Origin of the sequence: Xanthomonas hortorum pv. cynarae (assembly GCF_002939985.1) — a bacterium.
Lineage (GTDB): Bacteria > Pseudomonadota > Gammaproteobacteria > Xanthomonadales > Xanthomonadaceae > Xanthomonas > Xanthomonas hortorum_D.
Window position 1 is genome coordinate 87911 of sequence record NZ_MDFM01000008.1, and the last position, 18460, is coordinate 106370.

Genomic DNA, 18460 nt, shown 5'->3' on the forward strand with positions numbered 1-18460 from the left:
ACCGGAATGCCGTCAATCGCAGCAGCGTTTGCAGGCGACATTGCCGGCGCTCATGAATGAGATGTGCGTCTCATTTCGTAACCTCTTGTAAATCTTGTGGATCCGGCCACGATCCGCCTCGACAGCCACGCCGGAGTAGTACCGTGATCAAGTCCTACCTCATCAACATGCAGCGCAGTAGCGACCGTTTGCAGGCCATGTCGGCGCGGTTCCAGGCGCTGGGCATGCCGTTCGAGCGCATTCCCGCCTTCGACGGCGCCACGCTGACGCCCGAGCAGATCGCCGATTTCGTGCGCGAACGCCCGCTGGAAGGTTCCGGGGATGGCTTCAGCACCGGCCCGCGCAAGTGGACCGCTTCCAACATCGGCTGCTTTCTGAGCCATCAGGCCGCGTGGCGCATCGCGGCGGACTCCGATGACGCCTACACCGCCATCTTCGAAGACGACATGCATCTGTCCGACGCGCTGCCGGCGCTGTTGTGCAGCACCGAGTGGCTACCGGCGGGCAACAGCATCGTGCGGCTGGAACCGTCCTACAACCGCATCAAGCTCGATAGCAAGGTCGCCGACATCGGCGGGCGTCAGCTGCGCCTGGTGCGTCCATCCACCTATCAGCACTGCTGGCCGGTGTGCGCCGGCGCGCTGATCATCAGCCGCGATGCGGCACGCTTGTTGCTGGCCGCCGACGCGCGCTGGCACACCATGGCCGATATTTTTCTGTTCGGCTGGAACGAATCGCCGGTCGCACAGCAGTTGTCCACCTATCAGCTCTCGCCGGCGGCCTGCATCCAGGACAAGTTCTTCCACAACGCCCCGGAGCAGATCGTGTTCACCAGCACCATCGATGCGCCGCTGACGCAGGCGCAAAAGCAGCGCAGTGCGCATTGGAAGGCGAAAGCGACCGCGTTGTTGCGTATGGCGCAGGGCTATCGCAAGGTGGTGTTCGCGCCCTGAGCGGCGCGATAGAGAAGGCCTGCAACGGGACGGCGCTGAACGTATTTTACCATGCGGTACCGCATGTATTTCAGTGCACAAGACGCTCGCAGCACATTGCGGCATGATGCCGCCCTTCGCCGTCTTTCAGCCTTCGCCGATGACTCCTTCGTGCACGCTCGCATCCGCCCTGCAGTCGCTGCAGCAGCAATTCATTGCCATGCCGCCGGTGCTGTCGATGGGCATCGCCGTCGATGGCTTGCATGACGGCGCGCTGCGCTTGCGTGCGCCGCTGCAGGCCAATGTCAACGACAAGGCCAACGCGTTCGGCGGCAGCCTGGCCTCGCTGATGACGCTGGCCAGTTGGGGCTGGCTGACCCTGCAACTGCAATTGGCCGGGCACAGCGCCGATGTGTATGTGGCCGACAGCCAGCTGCGCTATGTCGCGCCGGTGTACGAAGACCTGGTCGCCAATGCCGAGCCATCCGAGATGGGCAGTTGGGACGCGTTTTTGGCCACCTTCCGCCAACGCGGCAAGGCGCGTATCGGCATGCGTGCGCAGATTGCGCTGGGGTCGGGCGCGGCGGCGGCGACGCTGAGCGGGCGCTTCGTGGCGTTTCCAAAACGGTAGGATGCGGGCTGGACTCGGGGGATGCGCATGCGTGCAGTGATGGGGGCAATGCTGTTGCTCGGGCTGGCGATGGTGAGCGATGTGGTGTGTGCCGGCAGCCGTGCCCAGGCGCGCGCACTGGAGACCACCCAGGCCGCCTACACGGCTGCGGTGCGCTGGAGCGACTTCGACGCCGCGCAGGGCTTTGTCGAACCCACGTATGCCTTGGCGCATCCGCTCAGCGATCTGGAGCGCTCGCGCTACGAACAGGTGCAGATCTCCGGCTACCGCGAGGTGCGGGTGGGCGAAGATGCCGCCGGCGACCTGCGCCGCGAGGTCGAGTTGCGCGTGATCAACCGCAACACCCAGGCCGAGCGGCTGGTGCGCAGCATCGAGCTGTGGCGCTGGGACGCCGAGCGCAAACGCTGGTGGCTGGCCAGCGGCCTGCCCGATCTGTGGCAGGGCCAGTAGCCCGCACTGCTGCGCCCTGGCCGTCGCGTGCGCCAGCTGTGCGACAATTCCCGCCCGCTTGAACGACCCTGACCCCGTGAATTTCGAAGAGCTGCAGGCCTTTGTCGGCCGCAACCCCATGTTGTCGCTGGCCCTGGTGGGCCTGACCATCGCCCTGATCGTCACCGAGGTCGCGCGCCTGTTCCGTGGGTATCGCGCACTCGCGCCGGCCGAGCTGACCCGTTTGATCAACAGCGAGAACGCGCTGGTGATCGACCTGTCGCCCACCGCCGATTTCGAAAAAGGTCATATCGCCGGCAGCCGCAATGTGGCGCTGGCCAAGTTCGACCCGGCCGGCAAATTGCTTGCCAACGCCAAGGCCTCCCCCGTGGTGGTGGTCTGCCGTAACGGCAACGCCTCGGCAGGCGCGGCCAAGACGCTCAAGAAGGCCGGCTTCGAGAAGGTGTACTGGCTCGATGGCGGCGTGGCTGCCTGGCAGATCGCCGAGCTGCCGCTGGTCAAGGGTCGCACCTGATCTCACCTTGTACGGCGGCAGGCAAGTCCCCATTGCTTGCGTGAGAGACTCGCGCTTTCACGCCTGCATCATTCAACGCTGCATCCACCGAACCGTTTTTTGGAGTTAGGAATGTCCGACGAAATCATCAACGGCGCCGTTGCGCCGGCCGACGCCGCTGCTGGCCCCGCTTTCACCATCGAGAAGATTTACGTCAAGGACGTTTCTTTCGAATCGCCGAACGCACCGGCCGTCTTCAACGACGCCAACCAGCCCGAGCTGCAGCTGAACCTCAATCAGAAGGTGCAGCGCCTCAACGACAACGCCTTCGAAGTCGTGCTGGCCGTGACCCTGACCTGCACCGCCGGTGGCAAGACCGCCTACGTGGCCGAAGTGCAGCAGGCCGGCGTGTTCGGCCTGGTCGGTCTGGAGCCGCAGGCGATCGACGTGCTGCTCGGCACCCAGTGCCCGAACATCCTGTTCCCGTACGTGCGCACCCTGGTCAGCGACCTGATCCAGGCCGGCGGCTTCCCGCCGTTCTACCTGCAGCCGATCAACTTCGAAGCCCTGTACGCAGAAACCCTGCGCCAGCGCTCGCAGGGCGAAGGCACCTCGCTGGCCGATTCCGAGCCGGCTGGCAACGCCTAAGCGTTGCGTGCGCCGATGAGCGATTCGAAGCACAAGATCGCCGTCCTCGGCGCCGGCTCCTGGGGCACGGCCCTGGCCGCGCTGCTCGCCAGACACGGTCACCCGACCGTGCTCTGGGGGCGCGATGCGGCGATGGTGGACGCCATCGACCGCAATCACGAAAACGTGCGGTATCTGCCGGGCATTCCATTGCCCGACAGCCTGCGCGCGACCACCGACCTGCAGCTGGCCGTTGCCGATGCAAGCTGGATCCTGGTCGTGGTGCCCTCGCATGCGTTCACCGAAACGATCCAGTTGATTGCACCGTTGCGTCCGGCCGGTGCCGGCGTTGCGTGGGCGACCAAGGGATTCGAGCCCGGTTCCGGGCGGTTCCTGCATGAAGTGGCGCGCGCCATCCTCGGCCCCAGCGTTGCGCTGGCCGTGGTGACCGGGCCGTCCTTCGCCAAGGAAGTCACGCTTGGCTTGCCGACCGCCATCACCGTGCACGGCGACGATGCCGCGTTCGCGCAAGTGGTGGCCGACGCCATGCATGGCCCCACCTTCCGCGCCTATACCGGCGATGACATGGTGGGCGCCGAACTCGGTGGCGCGATGAAGAACGTGCTGGCCGTGGCCACCGGTGTGGCCGATGGCATGCAGCTCGGTCTCAATGCACGCGCCGGTCTGATCACGCGTGGCTTGAACGAGATGCTGCGCCTGGCGGCGGTGATCGGTGCGCGTCCGGAGACCTTGATGGGCCTGGCCGGATTGGGCGATCTGGTGCTGACCTGCACCGGCGATCTGTCGCGCAACCGGCGGCTTGGATTGGCGTTGGGGCGCGGGCAGAGCTTGAACGATGCGATCCGCGAGATCGGCCAGGTGGTCGAGTCGCTGCAAACCGCCGATGAAGTCATGCGCCAGGCAGAGCATCACGGCATCGAATTGCCGATCTCCAACGCGGTGCGTGCCGTGTTGCATGGCGAGATCACACCGGAAGCCGCATTGAAGGAACTGTTGGCGCGCGAGCGCAAGCCCGAGTATCCGCAGGCGTTGTTTACCTGATTGGTTGGTAACGCGCCTCGCGCGTCGCGTGGTGGAGTGAAGACACTAAAAAGCCCGGCAATGCCGGGCTTTTTAGTGGTTGCGCACTTGTCGTTGCGTGCATCAAGGCGAAAGCTTGTCGCGTCGCAACCACGTAAACGTGCTGCGCACTACGTTCCAGCGCAACAGCCCTTACACACGGCATCTAGCGATCGAGTGCGCTGCATTGCAATCATCCAATCGCGCAAAAGAAAGAAGCCCGGTCGTGGGACCGGGCTTCCAATGCAACGCGGGAGAGAGAGTCGCGTTGCGTTAAACGTGCGGCTTACCAGCTGAAACGCGGGCCGACCGACCATTCCTTGTTGCCGTCGCCATCCATACGGATGTCGCCGTTGATGCCCCAGTTCTGGTTCAACTTCACCTGGGCGCCAAGGCGGCCGTAGAAGGTGTCGTCCAGATCGATGCCACGCTTCTTGGAGAAATCTTCGTAGCCAGCCAGAGCGTAGACTTCGAAATGCTCGCCGAACGAGTTACGCAGGCCAGCTTCGACGCTGAAACCATCGAAGTTGATGTTCGGGGTGTCCAGGTCCAGCGTGCGATAGGCAACGCGCGCCAGCAGGTCGGTGCTGGTGGCCACTTCGTAGTTGTAGCCCACGCCCACGCCCCATTGCTGGAAGTCGGTGTTGGAGCTTTCGAACACATTGTTGTTGTCGTCAGCGTTCTGCTTGCTGTAATCGCCGAACACGTGGATGTTCGGGGTGATGGCGTAGGAGCCCTTCACGCCCCAACCATCGGCGTCGCGACCTTCGGTCGGAGTGCGCACATAGTCGCCTTCGACGAAGTTGTAGGAGATGTTTTCAGCAGCGGAGGCCGCAAACGGCAGAGCTGCGAGAAGGCCGAGGGCCAGCAAAGAAGTCTTCATGATCGAGATACCTGTACTTATTGATTTGGGCCGGCGCTGAGGCGGATGCCGTTCGCTGCCGAGATGTAAATTCTCCGTTATTCGATGGAACGCGACATGAATTTCGAACTGACTGGTGCATGAATCATCGCGCCTGGTTCAGTTCCGGTTTTTGTCATCAAGCTGCAATGCGTGTAGCGCACACGCAAAGCGTGATGGGGTGTGAGTTACCTCGCGCCAATGTGAGATGCGCGTGTAGAAGCACCTGTTTTGCAGCGATTTTTGCCATTTGCATTGAGGCGAGGACATTGTACTGACGCTGCGGCTGGGACCATGCAGGCTTGTTGAACATCTCTGGAGCTGTATCGTGGCGAAGAAAAAGACGTTGGCGCGGTTTCTGGCCGAGACGCTGCAGAGCGCGGGGGTGGAGCGGATCTGGGGTGTGACCGGCGACAGCCTCAACGGCTTGACCGATGCCTTGCGTGAGATGCAGACGATCGAGTGGATGCATGTGCGCCACGAAGAAGTCGCCGCATTCGCCGCTGGCGCCGAGGCGGCGGTGACCGGCCAGCTGGCCGTGTGTGCGGGCAGCTGCGGGCCGGGCAATCTGCACTTGATCAACGGGCTGTTTGATTGCCATCGCAGCCGTCAGCCGGTGCTGGCGATCGCCGCGCATATTCCCTCGTCCGAGATCGGGCTGAGTTATTTTCAGGAGACCCATCCGCAGGAGTTGTTCCGCGAGTGCAGTCACTTCGTGGAGTTGGTGACCAACCCGGCGCAGCTGCCGGAAGTGCTGCATCGGGCGATGCGCACCGCCATCCTGCAGCAGGGTGTGGCGGTGGTGGTGATCCCCGGCGATATCGCGTTGCTGGAAATGGACAAGCACGTGTCCAGTGCCTGGCCGCAACTGCGCCAGCCGCGCGTGTTGCCAGCCGCCGAAGACGTGGCGCAGTTGGCCGAGCTGTTGCAGCGAAGCGAGGCGATCACGCTGTTGTGCGGCAGCGGCTGCGCGGGTGCACACGATGCGGTGGTGGCGTTGGCCGACACCCTGGGCGCGCCGATCGTGCACGCGTTGCGCGGGAAAGAATATGTGGAGTGGGAAAACCCGTTCGATGTCGGCATGACCGGTTTGATCGGTTTTAGTTCCGGCTACCACGCGATGCTCAACTGCGACACCTTGATCATGCTGGGTACGGATTTCCCGTATCGGCAGTTCTACCCGAAGGACGCGACCACCGTGCAGGTGGATCGCGACCCGAGCGCATTGGGACGGCGCACGCCCTTGCAACTGGGTATCGCAGCGGATGTTGGCGAAACCATTGCCGCCTTGCTGCCGCACTTGCAGCGGCGCGAGAAGCGCGACTTCCTGGAGAAATCGCTTGCGCATTACCGCAAGGCACGCGAGGGGCTGGACGATCTGGCGGTGCCGGCAGACCCGGGCGAGCCGCTGCATCCGCAATTCGTGGCGCGAATGATCAGCCAGATCGCCGACCAGGACGCAGTGTTTACCTGCGATGTCGGCACGCCGACGGTGTGGGCCGCGCGCTATCTGCGCATGAACGGACAACGCCGTTTACTCGGCTCGTTCAATCACGGTTCGATGGCCAATGCGATGCCGCAGGCGCTGGGTGCGCAAGCGGCGTTTCCGGGTCGTCAGGTGATTTCGCTGTCTGGCGATGGCGGCTTTGCGATGTTGATGGGCGACTTCATCTCGCTGGCGCAGCTGCGTCTGCCGGTGAAGATCGTGGTGTTTAACAATGCCTCGCTGGGATTTGTGGCGATGGAGATGAAGGCCGCGGGTTATCTGGATACCGGCACCGAGTTGCGCAATCCGGACTTCGCTGCGATGAGCAATGCGATGGGCATTTTGGGCATCCGTGTCGATGAGTCGTCGCAGCTGGAACGTGCATTGCGGCAGGCCTTTGCGCATTCCGGCCCGGCGTTGGTGGATGTGCGCATCGCCACGCAGGAACTGGCAGTGCCGCCGGCGATCAAGCTGGAACAGGCCAAGGGGATGGGCCTGTATCTGCTCAAGGCGGTGATGAGCGGGCGCGGTGATGAAGTCATCGATCTGGTCAAGACCAATATGCGTTAACGCCATCGCCGCGTTCACCACTGCACGTCTTCATCGGACTCTTTTGCATGCCTCGTTCGTTGTTGCGCCAATTGCTGTTGATCTGGGTGGTGATCCTGGCCGCCTGCGTGGGCGTGGCCACGATGTTGTATGGCCTGTACCGACAGACAGAAGGCGTGCGGCTGGATGAGGCGCGCCAGCAATTGACCGCGCAGTGCACGCGCATCGTGCAGCGCTACGCCGGCGCAAGCGAGGCCGCACGCAGTGGCGACAACGGGGCCGGGCTGGCGGCGGTGGTGGTGCAGTTGGTGCTGGCCGACGCGCCCGGTGTGGAAGGCGGGGTGTGGAATCTCGACAAGGGATTTATTGCGTACGCCTATCCCACCTACGACGGCAGCGATCACAAGACCGATATCCCCGCCGCTGAGTGGACCACGATTGTCAGTACCGCACGGCAAAGTGCAATGGGCAACAAGGCGGTGGAATTTCGTCGCGATGGCAGCCGCGAAGTGGTGTTGATCAGCGCGTGTCCGCTGGCCTCGGGCACCGCCGCATGGACCATGTCGCGAGTGCCGGCGAGCACCTCCGATGCCTGGCGGCCGTTGGTGATCGGCATGCTGCTGATCTTCGCCATGGTGGCGGTGTCGGCGATTGCGTTAGGCGTGGTGGTACGGCGTTGGAGTCAGCGCCTGCAGCGGATCCAGCAGGCGCTCGCCGCCGATACCGAGCTGCCGCAGATTCCGGTCACCGGCGCACCCGAGCTGGATCGGTTGGGCGCTGCGGTGAGCGACTACGCACAGCGTAATGCGCAAGCGCTGGCGCAGACACGGCGGCTGGCCGACGAGCTATCCCGGCACGAACGTCTGGCCGCACTCGGACGCCTGACCGCCACGGTGGCGCACGAAATTCGCAACCCCATCGCCACGATGCGCCTGGCGGTGGAGAACGAGATCGCCAGGCGCGAAGCGACGCCGGAAGATGCGGCGCACGGCGAGCTGATGCTGGGGCAGATCCGCCGCCTGGATGGGGTGGTCGAAAGCCTGCTCGGCATGGTGCAGCCGATCCGTCTGCAGTTGGAAACGGTGGTGGTGCAGGACTGGTTGGCGACCTTGCTGGATCCAGCCTTGCTACCGCCAGGCACGCTGGCGCCACAGTTGCGCGTGCCTGCTATGCCGTTGCAATGGACGCTCGACCCGCAGCAGCTCGGACGCGCCGTGCACAATCTGCTGCGCAACGCGTTGCAGCACGCCGACGCAGGCAGCACGGTGACATTGGAGGCCAGCGCCAGCGATGATTTGTTGCAGCTACAGGTCTGCAATCGCGGCGCGGCGATTGCCAAGACCATTGCAGCGCAGTTGTTCGAGCCGTTCGTCAGCGGTCGCAGCGATGGCAATGGCCTCGGCCTTGCCCTGGTGCGCGAGATCGCACGCGCGCATGGCGGGCAGGTGCGTTACGTACATGCCGACGGCATGACCCATTTCATTGTGGAGCTGCCATGGCGCGCATCCTGATCATCGATGACGACGCGGCGTTTCTTGCCACCTTGCAGGCAACGCTGCGCTCGCTCGGCCATACGGTGATCGCGGTCGATAACGGCGCCGATGGATTGGCGCGCTTGAACGAGGGCGGTATCGAGCTGGCGTTCGTGGACTTCCGCATGTCCGGGATGGACGGGATCCAGGTGCTGCGCGCACGTGCGGACGATGCCCGTGCGCGTCAGGTGCCGTTGGTGATGCTCACCGCGTACGCGTCCAGCGGCAACACCATCGAAGCGATGACGCTGGGTGCGTTCGATCACCTGGTCAAACCGGTTGGGCGTGCCGATATCATCGAGGTGGTGGAGCGTGCATTGGCAAGTCGCGCCGACACCGGCGCCGATACCGCGGCGACCGAGCTGCCTGAAGACGACGATGCACTGGTCGGCCACAGCCCGGCGATGCGTAACGTGCACAAACGCATCGGGCTGGCGGCAGCCTCCGATTTGCCGGTGTTGATCACAGGCGAGACCGGCACCGGCAAGGAGCTGGCTGCGCGTGCCTTGCACCGTGCCAGCGCACGCGCGAATGCGGCGTTCGTGGCGGTCAATTGCGCCGCGATTCCGTTGGAGCTGATGGAGAGCGAGTTGTTCGGCCATCGCAAGGGCGCGTTTTCCGGGGCGACCGGCGACCGCATCGGCCTGATTCGCGAGGCCGATGGCGGCACGCTGTTTCTGGACGAGATCGGCGACATGCCGCTGCCGATGCAGGCCAAGTTGCTGCGCTTTCTGCAGGAAGGTGAAGTGACGCCCCTGGGTGGCCGCGGCGCGCAGAAGGTGGATGTGCGCGTGCTGGCGGCCACGCATCGCGATCTGGCCGCGTGGGTGGCGGCTGGGCAGTTTCGCAGCGACCTGCGTTATCGCCTGAATGTGGTGCCGATCGAGCTGCCGCCGCTGCGCGAACGCGGGCAGGACATCGTGCTGCTTGCGCAGTATTTTCTGCGCAACGGCGAAGGCGCAGCGCGTGCGTTATCGCCGGACGCGCAAGCACGGCTGCTGGTCTATCCGTGGCCCGGCAACGTGCGTGAGCTACGGAATGTGATGCAACGCAGTCAGCTGCTGGTGCGTGGCCACAGCATCACCGCCGAGGATCTGGACGAGGCGCTTGGTCACAGTGCCGAGCAACCCATGACGACGGCGCCGCTGGAAGGCACCTTGCCCGAGGCAGTAGCGCGTCTGGAAAAGCAGATGATCCACGACGCATTGGCGCACAGTGGCGGTAACCGCGCCGAAGCCGCGCGCCGGCTCGGCATTCATCGTCAGCTGCTGTATCGCAAGCTCGATGAGTATGGGTTGCAGTAGTCGCAGCGATAAAAACCGAATGCGATGTTTGCAGGCTGGCGGAGTCGATGTTTTGGCTGCGATGCAGTACGCGCACAGCAACACGCGCACATGTGGGTGATTGCATGCCGCCGTTTCCACACGCAGTGCTTGGCCACTGGTGTCCACAGCAGACCTTGCGCCGGAAGAGTGCTTGCTTTCGCACAGTCATGCATAACGAGGCTGCAAGGTGTCTGCAAAGCGGACAGTGGTGTATGAAACGCAGACGCTCATTCGTAAAGCTGCATGTACAAAACCCTTGAAAAACAACGCATCCGACGTTGGCACGATTGCTGCTTTGTCTTCAGGGCAAGCGGCGCTCCTGCCGCCCTGGAGACATCACATGATTCGTCAGACCGCACTCGCTTTCGCACTGGCCTGCAGCGTGGCGACTGCCGCCGCGCAGGTTCCTGCAGCGCCGGCCGCACCGGTTGCCCCGCGTCCGCCGGTCGGCACGCCACCACCGGCGGCGCCGATGCCGCCCGCACCACCTGCACCGGTAGCCGCTACCCCGGTGAGTGTGACCGGCACCGTCGAGCGCTTCATGCTCAATCCCAACGGCGAGGTCGACGGCCTGTGGTTGCGCGATGGCACCCAGGTGGCGTTTGCGCCGCATTTGTCCGGCGAACTGCAGGCAGCCGTGCGCCGTGGCGATGCGGTCACCGTGCAGGGTTATCGCCTGGGCAGCCTGCCGGTGCTACGTGCCAGCAGCATCCGTTCCACGCGTGGTGGGCGCGAGGTGGTCGACCGACCGCCGACGACCGCCGCCATGCCGCCCGCGCCTCCGGCGCCCGCCGCATTGACGCCGTTGCAGGCCGAGGGACGCATCGAGCGGTTGGTCTATGGCCCCGGTGGCGAGACCAATGGCGCATTGCTGAGCGATGGCACGCTGGTGCGGATGCCGCCGCATCTGGCGCTGCAGTTCGGCGATTTGTTGCGCACCGGTGCGCCGCTGAGCGTAAGCGGCTTCGGTGTTGCCGCGGCCACCGGCCGCGCCATCGAAGCCACGCAGTTGGGTCGCGATCGTGCCTCGCAGCGCGCCTTGTTCAGTCCTCCGCGCCCGGATGGTCCGGTGCCGCCCGCACCACCGGCGCCGCCTGTCCCGCCGGCCGCACCGCCACCGCCGGCTCCGGCGCCGCGTTGATCCACCGCGCCGTCGCACACGCGGCGGCGCTCACACCGTTCCTCTCTATGCGCCTTTCCTGCCACGTGTCATGCGTGGCGACGGGCGCGGCTTGCCGGCGTTGGCCGGTCCTACTTTCGTTGGAGTTTTTCATGCATTGGGTCGATCCTGATTTCCTTCCCGAAACCCGCGGCACGCTGGCGCGCTTTCTGCTCAATCCCAAGGCCGATATCGATGGCCTGCTGCTGACCGATGGCACCGAAGTGCACACGCCGCCGCATCTGTCTGCCGCCTTGCTCAAGGCGCTCAAGCCCGGCAGCGCGTTGACCGTGCGTGGCCTCAAGCCGCGCGATGTGGACATGCTGGTGGCACTGGCGATCGATCCGGAAGGCGGCAAGCGCATTCTCGATGAAGGCCCGCATGGGCCGCACGTCAAACCCAAGCCCAAACCGCCTGCCGGCAAGCCACCCAAGCCGCAACGTACCCAGCACAGCGGCACCATTGCGCGGTTGCTGCACGGCCCGCATGGGCAAGTGCATGGCGTGTTGCTGGATGACGGGGTCACGGTGCGGTTTCCACCGCATGCTGGCGCCGACTTTTCCAAGCAGCTGATCGTCGGCAAGGCGCTGGTGGCAGAAGGCGAGACCCAGGCGACGCCGCACGGCGTGCTGATCCACGCGCATGCGTTGGGCGCCAAGGCCGCGTCGCTGAAGCAGATCGAGCATCCGCATGGCCCGGGTGCACATAAACCAAAGCCCAAGCACTAGGTGCCCGCGATGCGGCTGCCGCGTTGGCGCGATGCGATCGCAATCGGGTCGGCCATGCACGCCAGCGTGCGCAGTCGCTTTCCATCGTGTAACGGAGAACGCCGATGCGCATGAGCACAGCGCGTCCACGTGGCAGCCGCGCGCTGGAAGCGCTGCATTTCAGCGTGGCCGATGTGCAGGACGGGCTGGGGCCGTTTCTCAGCGTGTTTTTGCAATCCAAGGGCTGGTCGGTGGCGGCGATCGGTACAGTAATGAGTGTGGGCGGTATTGCCGGCATGCTTGCCACCACGCCGGCCGGTGCACTGGTCGATACCACCCGGCGCAAGCGCGCCGTGGTGGTGGTCGGCTGTCTGGCGATTCTGTTGGCCACTGCACTGATCTGGCTGCGGCCGAGCTCCTCCGGTGTGGTCGCCGCACAGATCGTCTCGGCGTTGGCGGCAGCCGGCATCGGCCCGGCGCTCACCGGCATCACCTTGGGGCTGGTGCATGCGCGTGGGTTCGATCATCAACTGGCGCGCAATCAGGTCGCCAACCATGCCGGCAACATGCTGGCCGCACTATTGGCCGGCTGGCTGGGATGGCGGTACGGGTTTGCGGCGATCTTTGTGCTCACCGCAGCTTTCGGCGTGCTGGCGATCGTGGCGGTGTGGCTGATTCCGTCGGCGGCCATCGACCATCGCGCAGCGCGCGGTCTGGGCAACACCGACGGCACGGACACTCTCAGTGGTTGGCGCGTCTTGTTGACCTGCCGACCGCTGGCGTTGCTGGCCGTCACCCTGGGGCTGTTCCATCTGGGCAATGCGGCGATGTTGCCGCTCTACGGCATGGCGATCGTGGCCGCGCATGCGGGCGACCCGAGTGCGCTGACGGCCACCACGATTGTGGTGGCGCAGGCCACGATGGTGGTGGTGGCGTTGTTGGCGATGCGCTGGATCCGCGTGCACGGACATTGGTGGGTGTTGCTGGTGGCGTTCATGGCGTTGCCATTGCGCGCGCTGGTCGCCGCATCGCTGATCCAGGGCTGGGGCGTGTTTCCGGTGCAGATGCTCGATGGACTCGGTGCCGGCCTGCAGGCCGTGGTGGTGCCGGCGCTGGTGGCGCGTTTGCTGCAGGGCACCGGGCGCGTCAATGTCGGTCAGGGTGCGGTGATGACGGTGCAAGGTGTGGGCGCGGCGCTGAGCCCGGCATTCGGTGGCTGGCTGGCGCACGCCTTCGGCTATCGCATCGCGTTTCTGGCGCTGGGCGCGATCGCGTTGTTGGCGGTGGCGCTGTGGGCAGGCTGTCGCGGCATGTTGCGGGCAGCGATCGATGTGCAAGCGGTGCAGTGAAGCGGTGGCATGAGCGCGGCGCCCAGGCACAACATCGCAATCAACGATCGAGTGGTGCGGATTGCGCGCAGAACCATCACCGGCGCGCGCGATACGCCGCTTTCCGGCAGCGATCAGCCGCCCGTCGGTTGTGCAGTCGTATCGACCATTGCGACTTACCGACCGCCGCTGAAGTCCCACTGCCGCCAGGCTTCGAACACCATGACCGCGACGGTGTTGGACAGATTGAGGCTGCGGTTGTCCGGTCGCATCGGCACACGCAGCCGGTGCTGTGGCGGGATGGATTCCAGTACATCGGCCGGCAGGCCGCGGGTTTCCGGGCCAAACAAAAAGGCATCGCCATCTGCGAACTGCGGTGTGTCGTAACGCACGCTGCTACGCGTACTCAGTGCAAACACGCGCTTGGGCGCAATTGCGGCCAGTGCGGTGGTCAGGTCGGCATGCACCTGCAGGGTTGCGTACTCGTGATAGTCCAGGCCGGCGCGTCTGAGCTGCTTGTCGCTGAGGTCGAAGCCGAGCGGCTCGATCAGGTGCAGGCGCGCGCCGGTGTTGGCGCACAAGCGAATCACATTGCCCGTGTTGGGCGGAATTTCCGGTTGAAACAGGATGACATCGAGGACGGGTGCTGACATGCGCGCAAGTGTAGCTGCGCGCGTGCTTAAAGGCCGAGGGTGGCGTTGACCAGCGCTTCCAGCTCGACCGGCGCCGGCTGCAGCTGCGGCACCGGCAGGTTGACGATGACCTGACCCATCAGCGCGCCGATGGCGGCAGCGGCCTGGCCCGAAGCGGTCTGTGCACTGGCGGCGGTGCTGCGAACCACCAGGTCGGCGCGCTGTTCGGCCGAGGGGCGGACCTGGACGGTCGCCAGGGTGACTATGCGTGGGCCGGCCTGTTCGGCAGCGAGTGCGGCCAGTTGCTCGGCCGACGGACGCACCTGCACGGCGCTCAGGGTGCGGATGTCGCTGCTGCGCTCCAGTGTCTGCTGGGCGATCTGGTCGGCGGCCGGGCGAACCTGCACGGTGTCCAGCGTGGTCAGGCTGGCGGCCTGGGCAAAGCCGGCCAGGGCGGTGCCGGCGAGCAGGGCGGCGGCGAGGGCGATGCGCAGGGTCTGGGTCTTCATGGCGATGTCTCTTGGTGTGGGTGATCAGTGGTGTGGTAGTAAGGTAGAACACCATATCGGTATGCGCAAGAACTTTCTTGGTGTTTTTTTATTTATTCAGCTGGAAGTCAGATTTGGGTGGATGTGTGATGTGGCTGGCTGCTTGCCGATGAACTAGAGCAAGTGGCGTGCCAGCATCAGTGCATTGATTTAAAAGGGATTTTTTGTTCGCGGCAGTGTCCGCGGCCGGACACCCGAACGCGCGCGGCGCCTGCGGACAGCGCAGCGGAGAGGTCGTCAGGGCGATGGAGGTGATATTCGGCGCGCTGAATGACTCGATGGCGGGCACACGGCACGCGCTGATTGCCGGCAGACAACTGCGGCACAATCCTGCTTTACCCACAGGTGTCTAAGACTTATGCGCGTGCTCATGCTGTCTGTTCTGGTTGCCGCTACCACCGCGGCCTGCACCTGGGTGCCGATCAAACAAAGCGGCAAGGGCGTCCAGGTCCTGCCCGCAGGCCCTGTGCCAGCTGGCTGTCAGCAGCAGGGCGAGGTCGTGGTGTCGGTCAAGAGCAAGGTCGGCTTCTATAACCGCAACCCGTTGCGGGTGCAGGAAGAGCTGGAGACGCTGGCACGCAACGAGGCGCCGGGTGCCAATGCCAATACGGTCCAGGCGCAGGGCCAGCCGGCCGATGGCAGCCAGCGTTTCAACGCGTTCCGCTGCCCGCCGCGCTGAACCGTTGGGCTAGAGCGAGGCCGGTTCAATTGTAAAGATGCGGTAAAAGCGGCCAGCAGCTAGACTGACGCCCCCTCGCCTGACGCCATGGCGCTATTTCGATGCTCTTCCAGAATGTCTCCATCGCGGGACTTGCGCATATTGATGCGCCGCACACGCTGACTTCCAAGGAAATCAACGAGCGCCTGCAACCGACCTACGACCGTCTCGGGATCAAGACCGACGTGTTGGGCGACGTTGCCGGTATCCATGCACGGCGCCTGTGGGACCAGGATGTCCAGGCATCGGACGCGGCCACGCTGGCCGCACGCAAGGCCCTGATCGACGCCGGCATCGGCATCGAGAAGATCGGCCTGCTGGTCAATACCTCGGTGAGCCGCGACTACCTGGAGCCGTCCACGGCCTCCATCGTGTCCGGCAACCTTGGGGTGGGCGACCACTGCGTGACCTTCGACGTGGCCAACGCCTGCCTTGCCTTCATCAACGGCATGGACATCGCCGCCCGCATGCTGGAGCGTGGCGAGATCGACTACGCGCTGGTCGTGGACGGCGAGACCGCCAACCTGGTCTATGAAAAGACGCTGGAGCGCATGAGCTCGCCGGATGTCACCGAGGAAGAGTTCCGCAACGAACTCGCCGCATTGACCCTGGGCTGCGGTGCTGCGGCCATGGTGATGGCGCGCACCGAGCTGGTGCCCGACGCGCCGCGCTACAAGGGCGGCGTGACCCGCTCGGCCACCGAGTGGAACAAGCTGTGCCGGGGCAACCTGGACCGCATGGTCACCGACACCCGGCTGCTGCTGATCGAAGGCATCAAGCTGGCGCAGAAGACCTTCCTGGCCGCCAAACAGGCGATGGGCTGGGCGGTGGACGAGCTGGACCAGTTCGTCATCCACCAGGTCAGCCGCCCGCATACCGCCTCGTTCGTGAAGTCGTTCGGCATCGACCCGGCCAAGGTCATGACCATCTTCGGCGAGCACGGCAATATCGGCCCGGCCTCGGTGCCGATCGTGCTCAGCAAGCTCAAGGAGCTGGGCCGCCTGAAGAAGGGCGACCGGATCGCGCTGATGGGCATCGGGTCGGGGCTGAATTGCTCGATGGCGGAAGTGGTTTGGTGAGCTGCATCTAGCGACGTGTTAAAAAAAATGGATTTTTAGTACACGTCATTGCATCATGTTCGCTCTTGCAACATGACCGGTGTAGGCATGGACGACACGCTGGTGTTCAACCCCGAGCAGCCGTACAACGCGCTCCCGCCGCTTCCTCCGGCGGGAGACATCGAAACGCGTAGCCTGCTCAAGGACTGCATCGTTGCACGCACCGCGTTGGCCGAGCTGAAGCAGGCCACCGCGCTGTTGCCCAATCCGGCAGTGCTCATCAACACGATCCCGATCCTGGAAGCACAGGCCAGTTCGGAGATCGAAAATATCGTCACCACAACGGACGACTTGTTCCGTTATGCAGACGACCAGGAACGCGCCCAGAACCCGGCAACCAAAGAAGCCCTGCGTTACCGCAGCGCGCTCTACGAAGGGTTCCAGTCGCTGCGGCGACGACCGCTATGTACCGACACCGCCGTGGTGGTGTGCAGCCGCATCAAGGCCGTGCAGATGCAGATCCGTCGCGTGCCCGGGACTGCGCTGGCCAATGAGCAGATCCATCAGATCATCTATACCCCGCCGGTTGGCGAGGCATTGCTGCGCGACAAGCTGGCGAACTGGGAGCGCTTTATTTACGAGCACACCGACATCGATCCGCTGATCCGGATGGCGGTGGCGCACTACCAGTTCGAAGCGATCCACCCGTTCACCGATGGCAATGGGCGCACCGGGCGTGTCTTGAATCTGCTGATACTGATCGAGCAAGGGTTGCTCGATGTTCCCGTGCTGTACCTGTCGCGCTACATCATCCGCCATCGCAGCGACTACTACCGCTTGCTGCTGGATGTCACACGGCATGGTCGCTGGGCCGAATGGATTCAGTACATGCTCGCAGCTGTTGCCGAGACCGCTGCATGGACGACGGCAAAGATCCAGGCAATCCGCGAATTGGAAACGCAGGCGCGTGACCACGTGCGAGAACACGCTCCCAAGGCCTACAGCCGCGAACTCGTTGAAGTGATCTTCAATCAGCCGTACTGCCGCATCCAGAATGTGGTGGACGTGATGGGCGTCACCCGGCAGACCGCCGCACGCCATCTCAAGGAACTGGTGGATATCGGCATGCTGCAAGAGCAGCGCCTGGGTAAAGAAAAATTGTTCCTGCATCCGGCGTTTCTGCACCTGCTATCCAGTGATGGGCATCAACTGCCGACTTATCGGATGCATTTGCGGGAAGCGGAATGACGCTGACTGTGTACTCCTACATCTGCCACGCGTTGGAGATGTCGCAATGCGGCGATCACCGTGGTGCTCCTCGTCTGTACGTGCCACGTCAACATCTGCATCACGCAGCTTCTCTTGAAACGAATTGGATACCTTTGCCATGACCTACCCCGGCTATCCTTTCACTCCCAAGCGCCTTGAGGTGCGTCCCGGCATTGCGATGTCGTATCTGGACGAAGGTCCGCGCGATGGCGAAGTGGTCGTGATGCTGCACGGCAATCCGTCGTGGAGTTATCTGTGGCGGAACCTGGTGAGCGGCCTGTCGGATCGGTACCGTTGCATCGTGCCGGACCATATCGGCATGGGGCTATCCGACAAGCCGGACGATGCGCCTGACGCGCAGCCGCGTTACGCGTATACGCTGCAGTCGCGCGTGGACGATCTGGACACGCTGCTGCGGCATCTGGGGATCAGCGGGCCGATCACGCTGGCGGTGCACGATTGGGGCGGCATGATCGGATTCGGCTGGGCGTTGTCGCATCACGCGCAGGTCAGGCGGCTGGTGATCACCAACACCGCTGCATTCCCGTTGCCGCCGGAAAAGCCGATGCCGTGGCAGATTGCGATGGGCCGGCATTGGCGGCCGGGCGAGTGGTTTATCCGCACGTTCAATGCGTTTTCCTCCGGTGCTTCGTGGTTTGGCGTATCGCGGCGGATGCCGGCCGCCGTGCGTCGCGCGTATGTAGCGCCGTACAACAACTGGCGCAACCGCATCTCCACCATTCGCTTCATGCAGGACATTCCGCTGTCGTCCGCCGACCAGGCGTGGTCGCTGCTGGAACGCTCGGCGCAGGCATTGCCCTCGTTTGCCGACCGCCCGGCGTTCATCGCGTGGGGGCTGCGCGATATCTGCTTCGACAAGCACTTCCTGGCGGGCTTCCGTAAGGCATTGCCGAATGCCGAAGTCACCGCGTTCGACGATGCCAATCACTACGTGCTGGAAGACAAGCACGAAGTGCTGGTGCCGGCGATCCGTGCGTTTTTAGAGCGCAATCCACTGTAAGCGCCGCTGGTTAC

Annotated in this window: 19 protein-coding genes; 16 read left to right on the plus strand and 3 right to left on the minus strand. The window is 64.1% G+C overall.

The genetic code is table 11. The features are described 5' to 3' along the window. The first annotated feature begins 143 nt into the window (after positions 1 to 143). From XcyCFBP4188_RS07565 to XcyCFBP4188_RS07590, 6 genes are all read left to right on the plus strand, one after another. Positions 144 to 953 carry a glycosyltransferase family 25 protein gene (locus tag XcyCFBP4188_RS07565; protein WP_104591878.1) on the plus strand — a complete coding sequence of 270 codons (810 nt, stop codon included), beginning with the start codon at positions 144 to 146 and terminating at the stop codon, positions 951 to 953. A 139-nt stretch (positions 954 to 1092) separates the two neighbouring features. Beyond that, on the plus strand, positions 1093 to 1563 hold the full coding sequence (locus tag XcyCFBP4188_RS07570) for a YiiD C-terminal domain-containing protein (protein WP_043889635.1): 471 nt from the start codon (positions 1093 to 1095) through the stop codon (positions 1561 to 1563). A gap of 27 nt (positions 1564 to 1590) precedes the next feature. Then, on the plus strand, positions 1591 to 2013 hold the full coding sequence (locus tag XcyCFBP4188_RS07575; protein ID WP_043909298.1) for a hypothetical protein: 423 nt from the start codon (positions 1591 to 1593) through the stop codon (positions 2011 to 2013). Positions 2014 to 2089: 76 nt separating this feature from the next. After that, the gene (locus tag XcyCFBP4188_RS07580; RefSeq protein WP_104591879.1) at positions 2090 to 2527 is read left to right on the plus strand and encodes a rhodanese-like domain-containing protein; all 438 of its coding nucleotides are present in this window, start codon (positions 2090 to 2092) and stop codon (positions 2525 to 2527) included. A gap of 111 nt (positions 2528 to 2638) precedes the next feature. After that, positions 2639 to 3154 (plus strand): protein-export chaperone SecB, encoded by a 516-nt coding sequence (secB, locus tag XcyCFBP4188_RS07585; protein ID WP_006451124.1) that lies wholly within the window; start codon positions 2639 to 2641, stop codon positions 3152 to 3154. 15 nt (positions 3155 to 3169) lie between these two features. Then, positions 3170 to 4195 (plus strand): NAD(P)H-dependent glycerol-3-phosphate dehydrogenase, encoded by a 1026-nt coding sequence (locus XcyCFBP4188_RS07590; RefSeq protein WP_006451123.1) that lies wholly within the window; start codon positions 3170 to 3172, stop codon positions 4193 to 4195. Positions 4196 to 4499: 304 nt separating this feature from the next. On the opposite strand, the gene XcyCFBP4188_RS07595 is transcribed toward XcyCFBP4188_RS07590, so the two are convergent. Further along, positions 4500 to 5096 carry an OmpO family porin gene (locus XcyCFBP4188_RS07595; RefSeq protein WP_006451122.1) on the minus strand — a complete coding sequence of 199 codons (597 nt, stop codon included), beginning with the start codon at positions 5094 to 5096 and terminating at the stop codon, positions 4500 to 4502. A 364-nt stretch (positions 5097 to 5460) separates the two neighbouring features. Here XcyCFBP4188_RS07595 and poxB point away from each other — a divergent pair, with 364 nt between their 5' ends. From poxB to XcyCFBP4188_RS07625, 6 genes are all read left to right on the plus strand, one after another. After that, positions 5461 to 7170 (plus strand): ubiquinone-dependent pyruvate dehydrogenase, encoded by a 1710-nt coding sequence (gene poxB, locus XcyCFBP4188_RS07600; protein WP_172839281.1) that lies wholly within the window; start codon positions 5461 to 5463, stop codon positions 7168 to 7170. Between the two features lie 47 nt (positions 7171 to 7217). After that, on the plus strand, positions 7218 to 8660 hold the full coding sequence (locus XcyCFBP4188_RS07605) for a sensor histidine kinase (protein WP_104591880.1): 1443 nt from the start codon (positions 7218 to 7220) through the stop codon (positions 8658 to 8660). Then, complete coding sequence (locus XcyCFBP4188_RS07610) at positions 8645 to 9985, plus strand: sigma-54-dependent transcriptional regulator (protein WP_104591881.1); 1341 nt, start codon at positions 8645 to 8647, stop codon at positions 9983 to 9985. The genes XcyCFBP4188_RS07605 and XcyCFBP4188_RS07610 overlap by 16 nt, the downstream gene beginning before the upstream one ends. Positions 9986 to 10346: 361 nt before the next feature. Beyond that, on the plus strand, positions 10347 to 11147 hold the full coding sequence (locus XcyCFBP4188_RS07615) for a hypothetical protein (protein WP_104591882.1): 801 nt from the start codon (positions 10347 to 10349) through the stop codon (positions 11145 to 11147). 131 nt (positions 11148 to 11278) lie between these two features. Beyond that, positions 11279 to 11893, plus strand: a complete 615-nt coding sequence (locus tag XcyCFBP4188_RS07620; protein ID WP_006451117.1) for a hypothetical protein — start codon at positions 11279 to 11281, stop codon at positions 11891 to 11893. A 104-nt stretch (positions 11894 to 11997) separates the two neighbouring features. Next, a complete protein-coding gene (locus XcyCFBP4188_RS07625) occupies positions 11998 to 13221 on the plus strand; it encodes an MFS transporter (RefSeq protein ID WP_006451116.1) in 1224 nt (407 codons plus the stop codon). A 155-nt stretch (positions 13222 to 13376) separates the two neighbouring features. Here XcyCFBP4188_RS07625 and XcyCFBP4188_RS07630 read toward each other — a convergent pair whose 3' ends face one another. After that, the gene (locus tag XcyCFBP4188_RS07630; RefSeq protein WP_006451115.1) at positions 13377 to 13853 is read right to left on the minus strand and encodes a tRNA (cytidine(34)-2'-O)-methyltransferase; all 477 of its coding nucleotides are present in this window, start codon (positions 13851 to 13853) and stop codon (positions 13377 to 13379) included. A gap of 26 nt (positions 13854 to 13879) precedes the next feature. Further along, positions 13880 to 14341, minus strand: coding sequence for an XAC0231 family protein (locus XcyCFBP4188_RS07635; protein WP_006451114.1), 462 nt, complete (start codon positions 14339 to 14341; stop codon positions 13880 to 13882). Positions 14342 to 14738: 397 nt separating this feature from the next. Between XcyCFBP4188_RS07635 and XcyCFBP4188_RS07640 the strand changes: the two genes are divergently transcribed. From XcyCFBP4188_RS07640 to XcyCFBP4188_RS07655, 4 genes are all read left to right on the plus strand, one after another. Then, positions 14739 to 15059, plus strand: coding sequence for a DUF4156 domain-containing protein (locus tag XcyCFBP4188_RS07640; RefSeq protein WP_104591883.1), 321 nt, complete (start codon positions 14739 to 14741; stop codon positions 15057 to 15059). Positions 15060 to 15160: 101 nt separating this feature from the next. Then, a complete protein-coding gene (locus XcyCFBP4188_RS07645) occupies positions 15161 to 16177 on the plus strand; it encodes a 3-oxoacyl-ACP synthase III (RefSeq protein ID WP_006451112.1) in 1017 nt (338 codons plus the stop codon). A gap of 87 nt (positions 16178 to 16264) precedes the next feature. Next, a complete protein-coding gene (gene fic, locus XcyCFBP4188_RS07650; protein ID WP_162096835.1) occupies positions 16265 to 17404 on the plus strand; it encodes a protein adenylyltransferase Fic in 1140 nt (379 codons plus the stop codon). Between the two features lie 139 nt (positions 17405 to 17543). Continuing rightward, positions 17544 to 18446, plus strand: a complete 903-nt coding sequence (locus XcyCFBP4188_RS07655; RefSeq protein ID WP_006451110.1) for an alpha/beta fold hydrolase — start codon at positions 17544 to 17546, stop codon at positions 18444 to 18446. The last annotated feature ends 14 nt before the right edge of the window (positions 18447 to 18460 follow it).

Excerpts from the sequence above, each read along its gene's own strand:
- XcyCFBP4188_RS07590 (WP_006451123.1), top strand. The coding sequence starts at position 3,170 with ATGAGCGATTCGAAGCACAAGATCGCCGTCCTCGGCGCCGGCTCCTGG.
- XcyCFBP4188_RS07615 (WP_104591882.1), top strand. The coding sequence starts at position 10,347 with ATGATTCGTCAGACCGCACTCGCTTTCGCACTGGCCTGCAGCGTGGCG.
- XcyCFBP4188_RS07635 (WP_006451114.1), bottom strand. The coding sequence starts at position 14,341 with ATGAAGACCCAGACCCTGCGCATCGCCCTCGCCGCCGCCCTGCTCGCC.
- XcyCFBP4188_RS07645 (WP_006451112.1), top strand. The coding sequence starts at position 15,161 with ATGCTCTTCCAGAATGTCTCCATCGCGGGACTTGCGCATATTGATGCG.
- XcyCFBP4188_RS07605 (WP_104591880.1), top strand. The coding sequence starts at position 7,218 with ATGCCTCGTTCGTTGTTGCGCCAATTGCTGTTGATCTGGGTGGTGATC.
- XcyCFBP4188_RS07625 (WP_006451116.1), top strand. The coding sequence starts at position 11,998 with ATGCGCATGAGCACAGCGCGTCCACGTGGCAGCCGCGCGCTGGAAGCG.
- XcyCFBP4188_RS07620 (WP_006451117.1), top strand. The coding sequence starts at position 11,279 with ATGCATTGGGTCGATCCTGATTTCCTTCCCGAAACCCGCGGCACGCTG.
- XcyCFBP4188_RS07640 (WP_104591883.1), top strand. The coding sequence starts at position 14,739 with ATGCGCGTGCTCATGCTGTCTGTTCTGGTTGCCGCTACCACCGCGGCC.
- XcyCFBP4188_RS07610 (WP_104591881.1), top strand. The coding sequence starts at position 8,645 with ATGGCGCGCATCCTGATCATCGATGACGACGCGGCGTTTCTTGCCACC.
- XcyCFBP4188_RS07570 (WP_043889635.1), top strand. The coding sequence starts at position 1,093 with ATGACTCCTTCGTGCACGCTCGCATCCGCCCTGCAGTCGCTGCAGCAG.
- secB (WP_006451124.1), top strand. The coding sequence starts at position 2,639 with ATGTCCGACGAAATCATCAACGGCGCCGTTGCGCCGGCCGACGCCGCT.
- fic (WP_162096835.1), top strand. The coding sequence starts at position 16,265 with ATGGACGACACGCTGGTGTTCAACCCCGAGCAGCCGTACAACGCGCTC.
- XcyCFBP4188_RS07630 (WP_006451115.1), bottom strand. The coding sequence starts at position 13,853 with ATGTCAGCACCCGTCCTCGATGTCATCCTGTTTCAACCGGAAATTCCG.
- XcyCFBP4188_RS07575 (WP_043909298.1), top strand. The coding sequence starts at position 1,591 with ATGCGTGCAGTGATGGGGGCAATGCTGTTGCTCGGGCTGGCGATGGTG.
- XcyCFBP4188_RS07595 (WP_006451122.1), bottom strand. The coding sequence starts at position 5,096 with ATGAAGACTTCTTTGCTGGCCCTCGGCCTTCTCGCAGCTCTGCCGTTT.
- XcyCFBP4188_RS07655 (WP_006451110.1), top strand. The coding sequence starts at position 17,544 with ATGACCTACCCCGGCTATCCTTTCACTCCCAAGCGCCTTGAGGTGCGT.